We start from the raw sequence: 17,364 nt of genomic DNA, 5'->3' as shown, positions 1-17,364 counted from the left end.
ACACTGGGACCTGTGAGATGCCTCGTCACGGGAGCTACCGGATACATCGGCGGGCGGCTGGCGCCGCTGCTGCTGGCCGACGGGCACACCGTCCGCTGCCTCGCCCGCAAGGCGGTGCGGCTGCGGGATGTGCCCTGGGCCTCGGCCGCCGAGATCGTCGAGGGGGACCTGAGCCGACCGGAGACGCTGCCCGCAGCGTTCGCCGACGTGGACGTCGCCTACTTCCTGGTGCACTCGCTGGGCCGGTCCGACTTCGAGGAGGCCGACCGGACGGCGGCGACCAACTTCGCGGAGGCGGCCCGCGCTGCCGGCGTACGCCGGATCGTCTACCTGGGCGGGCCGGAGCCGGCGTCCGACGCGGAGGTCCCGTCCCCGCACCTGCGGTCCCGGGCCGAGGTGGGCCGGATCCTGCTGGCCAGCGGGGTGCCCACGGCCGTGTTGCGGGCCGCGGTGATCATCGGCTCCGGCTCGGCGTCGTTCGAGATGCTGCGGTACCTGACCGAGCGGCTACCCGCCATGATCACCCCCCGCTGGGTCCGCAACCGGATCCAACCGATCGCGGTCCGCGACGTGCTGCGCTACCTGGCCGGCTGCATCGCGCTTCCGCCGGAGGTCAACCGGGGCTTCGACATCGGCGGGCCGGACGTGCTGACCTTCCTCGACATGATGCAGCGCTACGCCCGGGTGGCCGGGCTGCGCCGACGGATCATCGTGCCGGTCCGCCCGCTCACCCCGTCGCTCTCGTCGCACTGGGTCGGCCTGATCACCCCCGTGCCGAATGCCATCGCCCGCCCCCTGGTGGAGAGCCTGATCCACGAGGCGGTCGCGCACGAGCACGACATCGCCCGGTACGTGCCGGACCCACCCGGCGGGCTGACCGGCTTCGACGAGGCGGTGGCGCTGGCGCTGGCCAAGGTGCGCGACGCCCAGGTGGAGACCCGCTGGTCCACCGCGAGCGGCCCGGACGCGCCCGCCGAGCCGTTGCCCACCGACCCGGAGTGGTCCGGCGGCACCGTCTACACCGACGTACGCGAGAGGTCGGTGGACGCCCCACCGGCAGCGCTGTGGCGGGTCGTGGAGGGCGTCGGCGGCGAACACGGCTGGTACTCGTTCCCGCTCGCCTGGTCGGTCCGGGGCTGGCTGGACCGGCTGGTCGGCGGGGTCGGGCTGCGGCGGGGCCGGCGCGACCCGCACCGCCTCCAGGTCGGCGAGGCGCTGGACTTCTGGCGGGTCGAGGAGATCGTCCCGGGCGAGTTGCTCCGGCTGCGCGCCGAGATGCGGCTGCCCGGCCGGGCCTGGCTGGAGATGCGGGTGCTGCCGGCCGACGACGGCCGCAGCCGCTACCAGCAACGCGCCGTCTTCCTGCCGCGCGGGCTGAGCGGCCACGCCTACTGGGGATCGGTGGCACCCTTCCACGCGGTGGTCTTCGGCGGCATGGCCCGCAACATCGCGCGCAACGCCGAACAGACCCGCTGACCCACGCCGGTCTCAGTTGCCGGTGCGGGCTCCGGTGAGCTGGAGGGCGGTTCGTTCGCTGGGCGGGACGAAGTCGCGTACCGGCTGGTCGCGCAGGGCGACGCTGAGCACCTCGCCGACCGCGTCCACCATCCGGGCCTGCACCGCCTGACCGACCGCGTCCCGGGGATCGTCCGGGTTCGCCGCCATCGAGGCGACCGCCAACTGCGGCGTGAACGCCACGACGGTCTCCGTCTCGTACCGCTCCGAGCTGCCGGTCTTACCCGCCACGGGTCGGCCGAGCTTCGCGCGCAGCCCGGGTGCGGTGGCACCGTCGCAGCGCCCGTACATCGACTGGTCGCCGACCGGGCAGCGCGCCGCATCGGTGGCCGCCCGGGCCACGTCGGGGTCGAGCACCTGCCGGCAGTCCGGCTTGGCGGCGTCGACCGGCCGGCCGCCCGAGTCGGTGATCGAGACCACCGGCAGCGGTGCGCACCAGGTGCCCTCGGCCGCCACCGTGGCGTATGCGGTGGCCAGGTCCAGCGGTGTCGTCGCGGCCACGCCCAGGGTGAACGGGCCCCAGTTCTTCGCGCCGTAGCGGGCCAGATTGGCGTCGGAGTCGGCCCGCAGCACGATGCCGAGCCGCTCGGCCATCTCCACCACCCGGTCGGCGCCCACCTTCTCGGTGAGCCAGGCGAAGTACGTGTTCACCGAGCGGCCGAACGCGCTCCACATGGTGCGGGGGCCGTCCATCGCCGAGGGGCTGGCGTTCGTCGGGCACCAGTGACCGTCGCAGCTCGCCTCCCCGGTGACCGGGAAGCGGGTGAGCAACTGGGTCGGCGCCACGAAGTCGGTCGACAGCGGAAGGCCGGACTCCAGCGCGGCCAGCATGGTGAAGAGCTTGAACGTCGAGCCACCCTGGTACCCCTCGATCGCCCCACCGCCGGCGACGAGCTGGTTGACCGTGTTGGGGCGGTTCTTCTGCCCGACCGGGTTGTCCTTCACGCTGTAGGCACGGTTCACCGACATCGCCAGCACCCGCCCGGTGCCCGGCTGCACCACGGCGGTCGGCACCGCCTCGGCGTCCGTCGGTCGATAGATCTTCAGCACCTGCTCGGTGGTGGCCCGCTGCACCGCCGGGTCCAACGACGACACGATGGAGAACCCGCCCCGGCGCAGCGTGCGCTGCCGCTCGTCGGCCGTCGCGCCGAACGCGGAGTGGCTGCTCCACCAGCGGGTGAACCAGTCGCAGAAGAAGCCCCAGTCGCTGTGCGCCTCGGGCACCCCGGTGCAGTCGTTCGGGGTCTCGCTGGGCTCCAGCTGCAACGGTTCGGCCCGGGCCGCCGCCGCCACGTCCGCCGGCACCTGCCCCGACTCCACCAGCCGCTCCAACACGTACGAGCGTCGGGCCAGCGCGCTGTCCGCGTCACCGTTGATCGGGTCGTCGCTGTCCGGCGAGCGGACCAGACCGGCCAGCAGAGCCGCCTGGGCCAGGGTCAGGTCGGCCGGAGACCGGGAGAAGTAACGCTTGCTGGCCGCCGCGATGCCGTACGCCCCGGCGCCGAAGTAGGCGATGTTGAGGTAGCGGGTGAGGATCTGCTCCTTGTCGAGCTCCCGTTCGAGCGCGAGCGCGTACCGCATCTCCTGGAGCTTGCGCACCGTGGTGACCTCGGTGGCGGCCACCCGCTGCGCCTCGGTCAGCCGGGGGTCGCTGCTGAGCACGTTGCGGACGTACTGCATGGTCAGCGTGGAGGCGCCCTGCCGGGTCCGCCCGTCCCGCTTGTTGACGGTGAACGCGCGCGCCACGCCGCGCAGGTCCACGCCGCTGTGCTGGTAGAACCGGACGTCCTCGGCGGCCACGATCGCCTGGCGCATCACCGGTGCCACCTCGTGCAGCGGCACGTCCACCCGGTCCTCCTGGTAGAAGGAGGTGATCAGGGTGGTGCCGTCGTTGGCGTAGAGGTTGGAGCGTTGGGCGGTCGGTGGCGTCCGGAGTGTGTTCGGCAGCTCCGAGTACGGCGTGGACAGGTTGCTGAAGCCGATCCCGAACGCCAGGGCCGCCGGCAGGGCGGCTGCGGCCAGCACCAACCCGGCCAGCACTCCGGCGATCACCACGGTCAGCAGTTTGTCGAGATGGGCCCGGATCATCAGCTCTCCCCGCAGGAGCCGGTCACGCTAGGACCCGTTCAGGATGACCCGGAATGCCCCTTTCGCCCCTGCTTTTCCCCAAACCCGGAGGAAACTCGCACCAGGGCTCAGGGCAGCAGCGCGCCCGCCAGCGGGTGCACCGTCTCCTCGATCTCGTCGGCGACCCGGCTGAAGCACTGGTCACCACGACCCCACGGGTCGTCCAGATCATCGGTGGGCAACGCCGAGGCGCCCAACCGGGCGTCGTGGGCCGCCGCCACCAGAGCCACACCCCGGGCGTACACGGCCTCCGGGCTGGCATCACCCGGCGGCAGCACGGTGGCGTCCACCGCGGCCAGCAGGCGGCCGAACTCACCCAGCACGAACGTGCGAGCCGCCGCGTCCGGGCGAAGCGCCACCACGTACTCCTGCTGGTCTGCCGTGGCGGTCAGGACCAGGTCGGCGGCGTCGATGTGGTCCGAGCGCAGCTTGCGGGCGGCGAACCCCTCGACGTCCCCGCCCCGGCCGGTCACCTGCCGCGCCGCCGGCGGGTTCATCTCCTCGCCCGCGTGCCAACCACCCGTCCCGGCGCTGTGGCTGTGCACCAGCTCCTCGGCCAGGGCCGGCTCCTCCGCACGCCGCGTCAACCGCTCCCGCACCGCCAGGGCGAGCAGCCGCTCCGCCATCGGCGAGCGACAGATGTTGCCCATGCAGACGTGCAGAACCGTGAACGGGGGCACTCAGACCGCCCGACCGTCGATGAGGTCCGGTACGACGTCGCGCAGCTTCTCCAACGGGATCGCCCCCGCCCGCAGCAGCTGCGGCACCTCACCGGTCAGGTCCACGATCGTGCTGGGCACCGGGTCCGGGCAGGGCCCGGCCTCCAGGTAGGCCCGCACCGAGTAGCTGAGCTGGTCACGCGCCTCCTCGGCGGTCACCGCCGCGGGCTGGCCGGTCTTGTTGGCCGACGAGACCGCCATCGGGCCGGTCTCACGCAGCACCTCCAGCGCCACCGGGTGCAGTGGCATCCGCACCGCCACCGTGCCCGTCTTGTCGCCCAGATCCCACTGGAGGCTCGGCGAGTGCTCGATGACGATCGTCAGGGCACCCGGCCAGAACGCCTCCACGAGATCCCGTGCGGCGGTGGGCAGCGAGAACACCAACCCGTCCAGGGTGTGCCGCGAGCCGATCAGCACCGGCGGCGGCATCTGCCGACCCCGGCCCTTGGCATCGAGCAGCGCCTTGACCGCGTACGGGGTGAACGCGTCCGCGCCGATCCCGTACACGGTGTCCGTCGGAAGGACGACCAGCTCGCCGTTCTTGACCGCCTCGATCGCCGCAGCGATGCCGCGGTCCCGATCGGCGGGCGACCGGCAGTCGTAGAGCATCACGGGGAGTCAGTCTGCCACGCCGCCCCGATCGGGGCGTGCTGGCCGTCCGCCCGTCGGGACGCGGTGGCGAAGCGGGGGCGTCCGGCGAGGTCCCGATGCTCCGTGACAGCGTCGAACCCGCCCTGCCCGGCGAGCAGCCCGGGCACCGCCGCGCCGTGCGTGTCGTCGTGCTCGACCCCGAACGCGCCGCCGGGGCGCAGCAGCGCCGCCGCCCGGCCGACGACCGGCCGGATCACCGCCAGACCGTCCGCGCCGCCGAAGACCGCCTCCGCCGGGTCGTGCCCGGCCACCTCCGGCGGGACCACGACGTCGTCCGGCACGTACGGCGGGTTGCAGAGCAGCACGTCCACCCGGCCCACCAGATCCGCCAGCAGATCCGGCGCGGTCACGTCGGCCTCCACCACCTCGATCGGCCGGTCCCCCGCCGCGGCCCGCTCCGCCGCGTTGCGCCGCAACCAGGCCAGCGCCGCCGGGGACCGCTCCACCGCGATCACCCGCGCCCCCGGCAGCTCCTGGGCCACCGCCAGGGCGATCGCGCCCGAGCCGCTGCACAGGTCGACCACCACCGGGTCGCGCCGGCCCTGGGCCTGCTCGACGCCCCACCCGGCCAGCAACTCGGTCTCCGGCCGGGGCACGAAGACACCCGGGCCGACCAGCAGCTCCAGGTGCCGGAACCCGGCCCGACCGGTCAGGTGCTGCAACGGCTCCCGCCCGGCGCGACGACGCGTCAGCTCGTCGAGCCGCCCGAGCTGGTCGTCGCTGAGGTCGTCGGCGAGCGCCAACCGACCCCGGGGCACCCCGAGCACGTACGCCGCCAGCACCTCGGCCTCCACCCGGGCCGAACCAACCCCCGCGGCGGCGAGCACACGGGCCGATCGGGCGACCGCGGCGGACGGACGGAGGGGGCCTGTCCCTTCGGGGGGGTGTTGCGGCAGAGTACTCACGACATAATCATGAAGCGTCGCGGGCGACGTGACGAACAGGTGCGCCCAGGCGCACGGCAGGAGGTTGGCGGGTGGGCTGGCTCGACCGGGTCGATGACCAGGTTGATGTCCTCACGCACGCCCGGGCACTGCAGGAGGCCAGCCGTTCCGCGGAGTCGTACGTCCTGCTGGAACGTGTGATCCGCACCACGACCGACCCGGCCGCCCGAGCGGACGCGCTGGTGCAGCGCCTCTCCGCGCTGATCAATCTCGGTCGGACGGCGGAGTTCACCCGGGCCATCGAGGAGGCGTCGGCGGCGGTCCGCGACCTCGCCGAGCCGTACCTGCACGGGCACCTCAACGCGCTGGCCGCGCTCGCCGCCCACCACCAGGGCGCACTGGACCGCTGCGTCATGCACCTCGTCCGAGCCGCCCGCGCCCTGGGCGCGGTGGAGGACCCGGACCGGGACACCGCCTGGGGCTGGCACGACCTGGCGATGGCCTACAGCTACCTCAGCTTCCACGGTTACGCCCTCGGCGCCATCGAGCGGGCCCGGCAGCTCGGGCTGACCGCCGGCATCCCCGAGGAGACGTTCGCCGCGCCGGGCATCCGGCTGCGCAACGCGGTGGCACTGGACCACAACGGCGACAGCGACGGCTGCCTGCGGGTGCTCCGGGACGTGGCCGCCGACCTGGCCCGCTTCGTGCGCACCGGTCGGGCCGGCCAGCTCCGCCCGAGCAGCCTCGCCGCGTACGGCTACGCGGCGGCCCGGCAGGCCGCGCTCGGCGACCAGGTGGAGACAGCCGGGGACGCCGAGCCGGCCCGGTTGATCAGCCACGGCGGCGACAGTGCCCGCGCCCGCGACATGCGACAGCTCGGGCAGGTGTGCCTCGCCGTTGCCGCCGGACGGCCGATCGAGGCGGTCACCCGGTTGGACACCGTCCAGGTGTCCAACGAGACGCTCGGGGCGGCCGAGCCGGCCCGCCTGCGCAGCATCGCGCTGACCCGTGCCGGAGACCACCTGGCGGCGCACCGGGCCGACCGGTTGGCGTTCCGGCTCGCCGCCCAACGCAACGACCGGCTGCGGGACGTCTACATCGACGGCATCGCCGCCCGCATCGACCACGAGGAGATGCGCCGCGAGGCGGCGCGGTTCGAGGGCGAGGCGTTGACCGACCCGCTCACCGGGCTGCCCAACCGACGGCGGCTGGAGCGGTACATCACCGCCGTGGTCACTAGGGGCGAGCGGGTGGTGATCGGCGTCTGCGACCTGGACGGCTTCAAGGCGGTCAACACCCGGCACGGGCACCACTCCGGCGACCTGGTGCTCCAACGCATCGCCGGGGTGATCAACCGGGTGATGCGCCGGGGCGACTTCGTGGCCCGCTACGGCGGTGACGAGTTCGTCGTGGTGCTGCCGGACACCGGCATGGCCGAGGCCGCCGAGGTGGCCCGCCGGATCGAGGCCGCCGTCCGGCTCGAAGACTGGGAGTCGCTGGTCCCGGGCACGCCGGTCGGGGTGAGCATCGGCTTCGCGGAGGTCTCCGGCGGCAGCGGGTTGCGCGACGCGCTCAGCGTCGCCTTCGAGCTGGCCGACCGGGAGATGCTGCGCGCCAAGTCCCGCCCCCGCGCAAGCTGACCCGGGGCGCGGCGTTCAGCGGCGGGTCAGTTCGGTGTCGCCGGCCAGTCGGGCGGCGCGGTCGGCCTCGGTGAGGGCGTCCAGCACCCCGTCCAGCTCGCCGGCGAGCGCCAGGTCCAGGTTGTACGCCGTGTAGCCGATCCGGTGATCGGTGATCCGGTTCTGCGGGTAGTTGTAGGTGCGGATCCGCTCCGAGCGGTCCACGGTGCGCACCTGGGCCTTCCGGGCGTCCGAGGCAGCGGCGTCGGCCTGTTCCTGGGCGGCGGCCAGCAGCCGGGCCCGCATGATCCGCATCGCCTGCTCCCGGTTCTGCAACTGGGACTTCTCGTTCTGGCAGGAGACGACGATGCCGGTCGGCAGGTGGGTGATCCGCACCGCCGAGTCGGTGGTGTTGACCGACTGGCCACCCGGGCCGGACGAGCGGAACACGTCGATACGCAGGTCGTTCGCGTCGATGGTGACGTCGACGTCCTCGGCCTCCGGCAGCACCAGCACCCCGGCGGCGGAGGTGTGGATCCGGCCCTGCGACTCGGTGACCGGGACCCGCTGCACGCGGTGCACGCCACCCTCCCACTTGAGCCGCGACCAGACGCCGCTCCCGCCCTCCGGCACACCCTTGGTCTTGATGGCGAGCGAGACGTCCTTGACCCCGCCGAGGTCGGAGTCCTGCGCGTCGATCACCTCGGTGACCCAGCCGTGCCGCTCGGCGTAGCGGGTGTACATCCGCAGCAGATCGCCGGCGAACAGCGCCGACTCCTCACCACCCTCGCCGGCCTTGATCTCGACGATCACGTCCTTGGCGTCGTGCGGGTCGCGCGGGATGAGCAGCTCGGCGAGGCGTTCCTCCAGCGCCGGCAGGGTCGCGGCGATCGACTCGGCCTCGCTGGCGAAGGACGGGTCCTCGGCGGCCAGCTCGCGGGCCGCCACCAGGTCGGCACGGGCCTGTTCCAGCTCGTCGGCGGCCTTGTGCAGCGGCACCAGCTCGGCGTACCGGCGGCCGACCCTGCGCGCGGTCGCCTGGTCGGCGTGGATGGCTGGGTCGGCCAGCCGCTTCTCCAGCTCCGCGTACTCGTCGAGGAGGCCGGCCAGACGCTCGCTGCTCATGCTGCGGATGCTCCTTCGACGGTGCGCGCCGGGAGAGCCGGGAGGCCGGCGGCCGGGCGGAAACGGGGGAAAACGCGGACGGCGCCCGCGTCCGGTCGAAAACCGGACGCGGGCGCCGAACGTGGAACTACTTGGCCTTCTTGGCCTGAACCTTGGCGTACTTCTGCTGGAACTTCGCGACCCGGCCGGCGGTGTCGAGAACGCGCTGCTTACCGGTGTAGAACGGGTGGCAGGCGCTGCAGGTCTCGGCGTGGATCGCCCCGCCCTTGGCGGTGCTGCGGGTCGTGAACGTGTTGCCACAGGAGCAGCTGACCTCGGTGGTCACGTACTCCGGGTGGATGTTTGCCTTCATCGCCTCGGTCCTCTCGTTGGTGGTCGCCGGGTCGCCGTCATCGCTCGTCGCGCCGTACACGACGGGCTCGGGCGTGAACCGGAACCGGTGGCCGATTGACCAGTGTGCCATGGGCCTGAGCCGACCCGGTAGTCGGGCCACACACCTCGTCCGGCATCGTCAACACGTGTCTCCCCATCCGCATTCCCGCCGCCCGACGGGGCATTCGCCGACCCGGCGGGCCGCCGCCGGGTACCCCGCCGGGGGTACGCCCGCCGAGCCGGAGGTGCGACGCCGATGACCCGCCTGATCGCCACCCGGGGACTGCCCGCCTCGGGCAAGACGACGTTCGCCCGCACGCTCCAGCCGTCCGTCGTCCGGGTCAACCGGGACGACCTGCGCCGGATGCTGCACGGCGAGCGGCTCTTCACGCAGTGGGCCGAGGCCCAGGTGACCGTCGTGCAGCGGGCCCAGGTCGAGGCGTTGCTGCGGGCCCGGGCGGACGTCTGCGTGGACGACACCAACCTGCGCTCGCGGACGCTGCGTGACTGGGCGGAGCTGGCCGCCCGTCACGGCGCGGACTTCGAGGTGCACGACTTCACCGACGTGCCGCTGGACGAGTGCCTGCGCCGCGACGCCGCCCGCCCGGAGGCCGAACAGGTCGGGGCCGAGGCGATCCGTCGACTGCACGAGCGGTACCTGGAGGGGCGGACCCTGCCGTTGCCGGTGCCGCAGGCCCGCACCGGACGCCCCGCCGCGGTGCACCCACCGTCGGCCGAGCCACCGGAGATCGTCCTGGTGGACATCGACGGCACCGTCGCGCTGGCCGTGTCCCGCAGCCCGTACGACATGACCCGGGTGGGCGAGGACGAGCCGAACACGGCGGTGATCGCGGCGGTCCGGGCGATGCACGCGGCCGGGTACGGGGTGGTGTTCTGCTCCGGGAGGGACGCCTCCGCCCGCGCGGCCACCGAGGCGTGGCTGGCCCGCCACGTCCGGGTCCCCTACCTCGGCCTGCACCTGCGTGCCGTCGGCGACTCCCGGAAGGACTCGATCGTGAAGCGGGAGATCTACGACCGGGAGATCCGGGACCGTTACCGGGTGGCCGGCGTCTTCGACGACCGTGTCCAGGTGGTCCAGATGTGGCGGGCCCTCGGCCTGACCGTCTTCCAGGTGGCCGACGGCGACTTCTGAGGTGTGTCCGGACGGGCCCCGCGCGTGGGGGCCCGTCCGGACGGTTCACCCGGTGACGGTGATGGTGGCCTCGGCGCGGGCGCCGTTGACCTCGACCGTCAGTCGGATCGGTGCGCCGGGCCGCAGTGCCGTCAGCGTTCCGGTGGCCGGGTCGAATCGGGCGGTGTGCCACGGGCGCACCCCGGCCGCCGAGCCGACGTGCACCCCGGGCGAGGCCGACCAGTCGGCGCTGACCGGGGCGGCCACCGGGACCGTACGCCCGCCGGGCTGGGTCACCGTGGCGGTGACCGCCGCGGGGGCGCCGACCGCGACGCTGGACGGGGCGGCCACCGTGAGCCGGTCGGTGTGCGCGTGGAACTCCGCGTCCACCCACCTCGGGCCCTCGGCGAGCGGGTCACGGCGGGCCCGGTCCGCTTCGGCCGGGGTCACCGGGTCCACGCCGAACTCCGTCCAGCCGGTGAAGCCGCCCTGGTCGGCGGGGGTCGACGGCGTCTTGCCCGCGTTGCCGTTGATCACGTACGGCACCCCGTCGACCCGGTCGGCGTGGAAGGTGCCGACGTGCCCGCCGACGAACAGCGCGCCCTTGCCGGTGCGGTGCTGGAAGTCGGCCAGCCACTGCTCCAGCAGCGCGGCCTCCTTGCGCTCGCCGAGCTGGCTGGCCTGCGCCGGGCTGGGGTCGCGCGGCGGGTGGTGGTGCAGGACGACGACGGAACCCACACGCCGGTCGGTGGCCGCCGCGTCCAGCGTCTCGCGGAGCATCCGCACCTGGTCGAAGCCGCCGCCGCGCAGCGTCCCGGTGGACGAGTTCAGGGTGACGAACCGGGTGCCGTTGTGGTCGAACACCCGGGAGGTGGCACCGAACGCGGCCGCGAAGTTGCTGATCGGGGCACCCATGATCTCGTGGTTGCCGGGCACGTAGTACCAGGGCAGGGCGTCGCCCAGCTCCTCGTCGAGGATCCGCCGGGCCAGCGCGAAGTCGGCCGGGTAGGCGGTGTCCACGAAGTCGCCGTTGATCAGCAGGAAGTCCGGCCGGGCCGCCCGCACCTCGCGCAACGTCCGCCGGGCCTGGGCGACCAGGTCGCTGTCCGGGTCGGCCGCGACGAACTGGGCGTCGGAGAGCACCGCGAACCGCCACGGCGCGCCGTCCACCGTGCCGTCGCGGACCACCACCCGATCGGTACGCGGGGCCACCTCCGGCACGTCGACCGTCGGGGGCACCTTCGCCACCAGGTCGTCGATGATCACCTCGCTGGTGTACTGCGCCGCGGCGTTGGTCTCGGCCACGTAGAAGCGGCGTACCCGCACCGGGTACTGCACCCCGGCCGGCACCGCGAACTCCACGTACCGCCAGCCGGTCCAGGTGATCAGCGGGCCACGCAGCACGTGCTGGGTGTCCTGGGCGTCGTGCAGGTGCAGGCTGGGCCACTCCCCGGTGCCGTTGCCGTGGATCCACATCCCGAAGGCCTGCGGCTGACCGGGCACCTCGATCCAGGCGGGCGGGTCGGCGTACGCGGCCCGCGTGCCGGTGGACTGGCCGAAGTCGTACGACATGCGCAGGCCGGTGCCGGTGTGGCCCGGCGCCGGCGCGACCGACCCGCTGGCGCGGGCCTGGCTGAAGCGCCAGGACGCGGCGTCGTCGAAGCCGGCGACCGGCACGTCGGTCAGCCCGACGGTGACCGGCAGGACCGCGCTCGTGCGTCCGACGTGAACGGTCACCAGGGCCGAGCCGGTGTCCCGCAGCGCGGCGACGGACAGGTTGCCGTCCCCGGTGGGGGTGATCCGCAGCAGGTCCCGGTCGTAGTCGAGGGTGAGGTCGGCCGGCTCGATCGGCGCGGTGTTGCCTTCGGCGTCGTAACCGACCACGCCGACCAGGGCGTTACCGTCCCGTCCGGTCAGTCCGACCCGCGGCGCGGTGGTGCCGATCCGGGCCAGCGGGCCGAGCACGGTGAGGTTCAGCGAGCCCGCGACCCGGCCCCGTGCGGCGGTGACCGTGCTGGCCCCCGGCGCGCCGGCGTGGAACACGCCGTCACGGTCGACCCGGCCGCGTGCCGCCGGGGTCGCCCGCCAGGTGGGGGCGCCGGCCGCCGGGCCGTACGTCTCGTCGTAGCCGGATGCGGTGAGGGTCCGGGTGAGCCCCGGGAAGACCCGGTCGGGCCGCCCACCCCGCACCGGTGAGACGCCCGGGGCGGCGGTGGGATCGCTGGCCGTCTCGACCCAGTAGCCGGTGAGTCGCCCGCTGCCCTTCGGCGCGTAGATGGCCAGGCCGTTGGGCACGGCCCGTTCGCTGCCGTCGGAGGGGCCGTTCTCCAGTTGCACGGCGGGCGCGCCCGGTTCGCGGGCCAGCAGCGTGGACGATCCGCCGCCGTCCAGGTTGAGCGCGTGGTGGGCACCCAGCTCGGCCATCATCCGGCCCATCTCGGTCTGCGTCACGCCGCGGCTGTCGACCTGGCGGCCGTCCACCGTCAGCATGATCATTTTTTGCCCGTCGGCACTGAACCCGACCGCGGTGCGGGGAGCGAGGGTCGGATCGGCGATGCTCTGCACGACGCCGTCGCGGACCAGGACGTTGCTGCCTCCGATCGCCGCGTGCAGGGCGCTGCCGTCGGAGGGTTTCGGTCGCCAGGCCACCGCCACCGGGTCACCGGGGCGCAGGCCGGCCAGCGCGTCCGCGCCGAGGTCGCGGCCGAGCAGCACGGTGCTGCCTGCGACGATCGGGCCGCTACCGGCCACACTGCCCACCGCGGCCACCCGACCGCCGGTGACGGTCACCTCGACCACCCGGGCCGCGCCCTCCACGGCACGCTCCCGGGAGTACGTCCCCCACAGCTCGGTGAAGGCACCGATGCCGTCGGCCTGCACCAGGTTGTTGAACTGGGTCAGCGGGACCGGCCCGGTGGGCAGGGTGGCGCTGCCGTCGAAGTTCACCTCGATCACCCGGCCGAGCCCGTTCGTGGTGACCGCCACCGCGTTGCGGTGACCGCTGACCCCCGACTGGATCAGCTCGCCGTCCCGGATGCCGACGCCCTGGGCGGCACCGGAGTTGTTGATGTCGAAGAAGTCGCCGTTGACCGCGGCCACCGCGTGCGACTGGTCCACCGCCTTCCGCAGCGGCTCGGCCCGGCTGACCGCGCCGGAGTTGACGTAGTCGACGGTGGAGCCGCCGGCGAGGTCGGTGGTGAGCGCGTCGGCGCGCAGCCAGCCCTCGGCGTCGTACCGGTCGAAGGACGTCAGTTGCACGCCCGGGGCGACCGGCCGGGTGGCCTTCGTGGTCTCCAGCCCGCCGGCCGGCTCCAGACCACCAGCGCCGGCGGTCGCGGCTGTCGGGGCGGCGGCCAGGCTGACCGAGCCGGCCGGGCGGGAGGACGCGGGAGGCGCGTCCTCCGCGATGGTGGGCGAGGCCACGGAGGGTGCGGCGACGGCGGGCGGTGCGCTGGTGGGTGCGGCAGTGGCCGGTGGCGACAGGGCCAGGGCGAGCAGCGGCGTCAGCAGCAGGACGCCGGTGCGGCGGGCGGATCGTCTGCGGGTACGCATGGACGACAGTCAACCCGGCTATGAATAGAAGTTTCAATACCTGTCGACTGAACCGAAGGAAAATTCCACCAACTGCGGTCCCGGGGACATGACGAAGGGGCACGACCGGTGTGGTCGTGCCCCCTCGTCTCACCCGGGGATGGTTACTCCCCCGGCGTCGACTTCGCGATCTGCATCAGGAACTCGATGTTGGTGCGGGACTGCTTGAGCCGGTCCAGCAGGAGATCCATCGCCGCCTGCGAGTCCAGCGAGTGCAGCACCTTCCGGAGCTTGTGGATGATGGCCAGCTCTTCGGGTGCGAGCAGGACCTCTTCCTTACGCGTACCGGACGGGTTGATGTCGATGGCCGGGAAGGTCCGCTTGTCGGCGATCTTCCGGTCCAGCTTCAGCTCCGCGTTACCGGTGCCCTTGAACTCCTCGAAGATGACCGTGTCCGCCATGGAACCGGTCTCCACCAGCGCCGTGGCGATGATGGTCAACGACCCGCCGTTCTCGATGTTGCGGGCCGCGCCGAGGAAGCGCTTCGGCGGGTACAGGGCGGTGGAGTCGATACCACCCGACATGATCCGGCCACTGGCCGGAGCAGCCAGGTTGTACGACCGACCGAGCCGGGTCACCGAGTCGAGCAGCACGACCACGTCGTGTCCAAGCTCGACCAGACGCTTGGCCCGCTCGATGGCCAGCTCGGCCACCGTGGTGTGGTCCTGCGGCGGACGGTCGAACGTGGCCGCGATGACCTCGCCCTTGATCGACCGCTGCATGTCGGTGACCTCTTCAGGCCGCTCGTCCACCAGCACCACCATCAGGTGGCACTCCGGGTTGTTGCGGGTGATCGCGTTCGCGATCGCCTGCAGCACCATCGTCTTACCCGCCTTGGGCGGCGACTGGATGAGTGCCCGCTGGCCCTTGCCGATCGGCATGACCAGGTCGATGACCCGAGTGGTCAGGATGTGCGGCTCGGTCTCCAGGCGCAGGCGCTCCTGGGGGTAGAGCGGGGTGAGCTTGTAGAACTCCGGTCGACGCCGGGCCTCCTCGGGCTCCATCCCGTTGATCGTGTCCAGCCGCATCAGCGGGTTGTACTTGTCGCGCCGCTGGTCACCGCTGTTGCCGCCCTCGCGGGCCGCCCGCACCGCACCGGTGATCGCGTCACCGCGGCGCAGGCCGTACTTCTTGATCTGGGACATCGAGACGTAGACGTCGTTCGGGCCGGCCAGGTAGCCGGTGGTCCGCACGAACGCGTAGTTGTCGAGCACGTCGATGATGCCGGCCACCGGGACGAGAACGTCGTCCTCGCTGACCTGCGGCTCGCGCCCACCGGTGTCGGCACCGGTCTCGGTGCGCTCACCACGCCCGCGACGACGGTCCCGGAAACGGCTGCGCCGGCCGCGCCGGCCGCCACCCTCGCCGTCGTCGTCGTCGCTGTCCCGCTCGACCCGCTCGACACGCTGACCACGGTCGTTGCGGTCACCGCGGTCGTTGCGGTCGGCGCGCTCGTTGCGCTCCGGACGATCGTTGCGCTCGGCACGCTCGCCCCGCTCGGAACGCTCCGCGCGGTCGTTGCGCTCGCCCCGGTCGGCACGGTCGCCCCGGTCGTTGCGCTCGCCCCGCTCGGCACGCTCGCCCCGGTCGTTGCGCTCGCCCCGGTCGGAACGCTCGGAACGCTCGCCCCGGTCGGCACGCTCGCCCCGGTCGCTCCGCTCGGCACGCTCGCCCCGGTCGCTCCGCTCGGCACGCTCGCCCCGGTCGGCACGCTCCGGACGCTCAGCCCGGTCCCGGCGATTCTCGCCGCGGTCGGTCCGCTCGCCGGCGCCAGCCTCTTCGGTACGCGCCTCTTCGGTGCGGGCCTCGGTCGGACGCGCCTCAGCGGGACGCGCCTCGGTCGGACGGGTTTCCGCTGCTGCGGTCCGGCTCCGCCGGGTGCGAGTGCGACCTTCGGTCTCGGCGGCCGGCTCGGCGGGCGCCTGCTCGGCGCTGCGCCCCTCGGCCGCCGGCCGGTCGGCGGTCTCCCGCACCTCGGCGCGCACCCCCTCACGGGTCGGAGCGGCCGCGGCCGCGACCTCGGCCCGTGGTCGAGGGGTCCCGGCGGCGTTGCCGCCCTGCCGCTCGGAAATCGCGGCGATCAGCTCGCCCTTGCGCATGCGAGCCGTGCCGGAGATGCCGAGCGACGCAGCCAGGCTCTGCAGCTCTGGCAGCAGCATCGCCGACAGACCGGTGCCGCTACGCCGACGACGGGCGGGAGCGGCGGCGGTGGCATCGCCAGCGACGTTGGAAACATCCGACGTCACGTCGGTGGTGTCGCTCAATGGATTCCTTCCCTCGATAAGGCCGGGGCTGCCCGGAGTCGGAGCTCAGGTGGCCGGGCGGCCTCGGTGCACCCGCCTCGCAAGGACGCGTCGCGGGAGTCTGTGACACAGCAGCCGGTCGGTATCCCGACTCACCAACGTCGGTGAGCAGGTCTCGCCGTCTGCGGCGACCTGTGGAAACTGCGGTGCGGCGTGGGCCTTTGGCAGGGGTAGACGGGCTGACCGCCGAGAGCTTCGGGGGTGCGCCGCCCCGCAGGAGATCGCGTGCTTCGCGGCTGTGCTAGGTCTAGAGCGTAATCAACTCTTCCGACCTGCGGCAACAGGGTCCCGCTCGGCGTGTCCAAGTCTACCCCGGGCAACCCGCGCGCCGCTGACGTCTATCGGTAACTGCCAGATCTGCCAGTCTGTTCCCGCTGGGAAGCTGGCCGGAGGCTCGCTGAGCGCCAGCACAGTCGGCCCCGCCCCACTGACCACAGCCGCCACACCCGCCGCTCGCAACGCGTTGACCAGGGCAGATGTCGCCGGCATCCCGGCTGCGCGGTAACCCTGGTGGAGCCGGTCGACGGTGGCCGGCAGCAGCAGGGTCGGGTCGGCGGTGAGCGCGTGCACCAGCAGAGCGGCCCGCCCGGCGGTCAACGCGGCGTCGCCGTGCGGCACGGTGGCCGGCAACGCGGCCCGGGCGGTGGCGGTCAGTCCGCGTTCCGCCGGCACGAAAACAACGGGCCGCACCCCGTCGGCGACCGGCAGGGACACCGCCCGGGCGCCGGCCGGCTCGGACCAGGCCACCGTGAAGCCGCCGAGCAGGCAGGGCGCGACGTTGTCCGGATGGCCCTCGATCTCGGCGGCCAACCGGAGCACACCTGCCTGGTCCAGCCGGTGCTCCCCGTCGGTGACCAGGGCGCGGGCCAGCAACACCCCGGCGACGATCGCGGCGGACGACGACCCGAGCCCCCGCGCCTGGGGGATCCGGTTGACGCACTCCACGCTCAACCCCTCGGGATGGGCGCCGAGCAGGTCGAAGGCGGCGCGCATGGCCCGCACCACGAGGTGCCGGTCATCGTCGGGCAGCTCCCCGGCACCCTGCCCGGTCACCGTCACCCGGACGCCACCCGACGAGACCTCGGCGGCCAGGTCGTCGTAGAGCCCGAGGGCGAGACCCAACGCGTCGAAGCCAGGGCCCAGGTTGGCGCTGGTCGCGGGGACCCGGACGCGAACCGGCCCGGCGGTGAAGTTCGTCGGCACGCGCTCATGCTAGGGCCTGCTTCATAAGGGCGGTCGAGCCGAGGCGGAGTCCGGGCGGCGATCCGGCAAGGCGCGGTTTCGTTCGGATACCGGTGTTGTATCCGAACGAAACCGCAACGCCGC

The 17,364-nt window shown here is 73.2% G+C and carries 12 protein-coding genes; 3 read left to right on the top strand and 9 right to left on the bottom strand.

The window, feature by feature from the left end:
- Nucleotides 1–12 precede the first annotated feature (12 nt).
- On the top strand, nt 13–1,476 hold the full coding sequence (locus tag LADH09A_RS04280) for an SDR family oxidoreductase (protein ID WP_238643411.1): 1,464 nt from the start codon (nt 13–15) through the stop codon (nt 1,474–1,476).
- A gap of 12 nt (nt 1,477–1,488) precedes the next feature.
- On the opposite strand, the gene LADH09A_RS04275 is transcribed toward LADH09A_RS04280, so the two are convergent.
- The 4 genes from LADH09A_RS04275 to prmC form a co-directional block, all read right to left on the bottom strand.
- Nucleotides 1,489–3,603, bottom strand: coding sequence for a transglycosylase domain-containing protein (locus LADH09A_RS04275; RefSeq protein ID WP_238643410.1), 2,115 nt, complete (start codon nt 3,601–3,603; stop codon nt 1,489–1,491).
- A gap of 107 nt (nt 3,604–3,710) precedes the next feature.
- On the bottom strand, nt 3,711–4,322 hold the full coding sequence (locus tag LADH09A_RS04270) for an arsenate reductase/protein-tyrosine-phosphatase family protein (protein WP_238643409.1): 612 nt from the start codon (nt 4,320–4,322) through the stop codon (nt 3,711–3,713).
- Complete coding sequence (locus tag LADH09A_RS04265; protein WP_179783548.1) at nt 4,323–4,970, bottom strand: L-threonylcarbamoyladenylate synthase; 648 nt, start codon at nt 4,968–4,970, stop codon at nt 4,323–4,325.
- The gene (gene prmC / locus LADH09A_RS04260) at nt 4,970–5,917 is read right to left on the bottom strand and encodes a peptide chain release factor N(5)-glutamine methyltransferase (protein WP_238643408.1); all 948 of its coding nucleotides are present in this window, start codon (nt 5,915–5,917) and stop codon (nt 4,970–4,972) included. The genes LADH09A_RS04265 and prmC overlap by 1 nt, the downstream gene beginning before the upstream one ends.
- A gap of 71 nt (nt 5,918–5,988) precedes the next feature.
- Here prmC and LADH09A_RS04255 point away from each other — a divergent pair, with 71 nt between their 5' ends.
- Nucleotides 5,989–7,536, top strand: coding sequence for a GGDEF domain-containing protein (locus LADH09A_RS04255; RefSeq protein WP_238643407.1), 1,548 nt, complete (start codon nt 5,989–5,991; stop codon nt 7,534–7,536).
- 15 nt (nt 7,537–7,551) lie between these two features.
- Here LADH09A_RS04255 and prfA read toward each other — a convergent pair whose 3' ends face one another.
- Nucleotides 7,552–8,640: a peptide chain release factor 1 gene (gene prfA, locus LADH09A_RS04250; RefSeq protein ID WP_238643406.1), complete on the bottom strand. Its 1,089-nt coding sequence runs from the start codon at nt 8,638–8,640 to the stop codon at nt 7,552–7,554.
- 127 nt (nt 8,641–8,767) lie between these two features.
- The gene (rpmE, locus tag LADH09A_RS04245; RefSeq protein WP_030333150.1) at nt 8,768–8,992 is read right to left on the bottom strand and encodes a 50S ribosomal protein L31; all 225 of its coding nucleotides are present in this window, start codon (nt 8,990–8,992) and stop codon (nt 8,768–8,770) included.
- A 276-nt stretch (nt 8,993–9,268) separates the two neighbouring features.
- Between rpmE and LADH09A_RS04240 the strand changes: the two genes are divergently transcribed.
- Nucleotides 9,269–10,165: a phosphatase domain-containing protein gene (locus LADH09A_RS04240; RefSeq protein WP_238643405.1), complete on the top strand. Its 897-nt coding sequence runs from the start codon at nt 9,269–9,271 to the stop codon at nt 10,163–10,165.
- A 45-nt stretch (nt 10,166–10,210) separates the two neighbouring features.
- Here LADH09A_RS04240 and LADH09A_RS04235 read toward each other — a convergent pair whose 3' ends face one another.
- The 3 genes from LADH09A_RS04235 to thrB all read right to left on the bottom strand — a co-directional run bounded on the left by LADH09A_RS04235 (nt 10,211) and on the right by thrB (nt 17,241).
- A complete protein-coding gene (locus LADH09A_RS04235) occupies nt 10,211–13,696 on the bottom strand; it encodes a phosphodiester glycosidase family protein (RefSeq protein WP_238643404.1) in 3,486 nt (1,161 codons plus the stop codon).
- A gap of 143 nt (nt 13,697–13,839) precedes the next feature.
- Nucleotides 13,840–15,999 carry a transcription termination factor Rho gene (gene rho, locus LADH09A_RS04230; protein ID WP_238643403.1) on the bottom strand — a complete coding sequence of 720 codons (2,160 nt, stop codon included), beginning with the start codon at nt 15,997–15,999 and terminating at the stop codon, nt 13,840–13,842.
- 297 nt (nt 16,000–16,296) lie between these two features.
- On the bottom strand, nt 16,297–17,241 hold the full coding sequence (gene thrB, locus LADH09A_RS04225) for a homoserine kinase (protein ID WP_238643402.1): 945 nt from the start codon (nt 17,239–17,241) through the stop codon (nt 16,297–16,299).
- Nucleotides 17,242–17,364 lie beyond the last annotated feature (123 nt).

The sequence above is a fragment of the Micromonospora cabrerizensis genome, from assembly GCF_022230955.1.
GTDB classification, from domain to species: Bacteria; Actinomycetota; Actinomycetes; order Mycobacteriales; family Micromonosporaceae; genus Micromonospora; species Micromonospora cabrerizensis.
The sequence above is the reverse complement of the archived record's forward strand: the minus strand, read 5'-3'. Positions and strand labels throughout refer to the sequence as shown.

What these genes read in the sequence shown, in the direction of transcription:
- LADH09A_RS04275 (WP_238643410.1), bottom strand. Translation starts at nt 3,603, where the DNA reads ATGATCCGGGCCCATCTCGACAAACTGCTGACCGTGGTGATCGCCGGA.
- LADH09A_RS04265 (WP_179783548.1), bottom strand. Translation starts at nt 4,970, where the DNA reads ATGCTCTACGACTGCCGGTCGCCCGCCGATCGGGACCGCGGCATCGCT.
- LADH09A_RS04235 (WP_238643404.1), bottom strand. Translation starts at nt 13,696, where the DNA reads ATGCGTACCCGCAGACGATCCGCCCGCCGCACCGGCGTCCTGCTGCTG.
- prfA (WP_238643406.1), bottom strand. Translation starts at nt 8,640, where the DNA reads ATGAGCAGCGAGCGTCTGGCCGGCCTCCTCGACGAGTACGCGGAGCTG.
- LADH09A_RS04240 (WP_238643405.1), top strand. Translation starts at nt 9,269, where the DNA reads ATGACCCGCCTGATCGCCACCCGGGGACTGCCCGCCTCGGGCAAGACG.
- rpmE (WP_030333150.1), bottom strand. Translation starts at nt 8,992, where the DNA reads ATGAAGGCAAACATCCACCCGGAGTACGTGACCACCGAGGTCAGCTGC.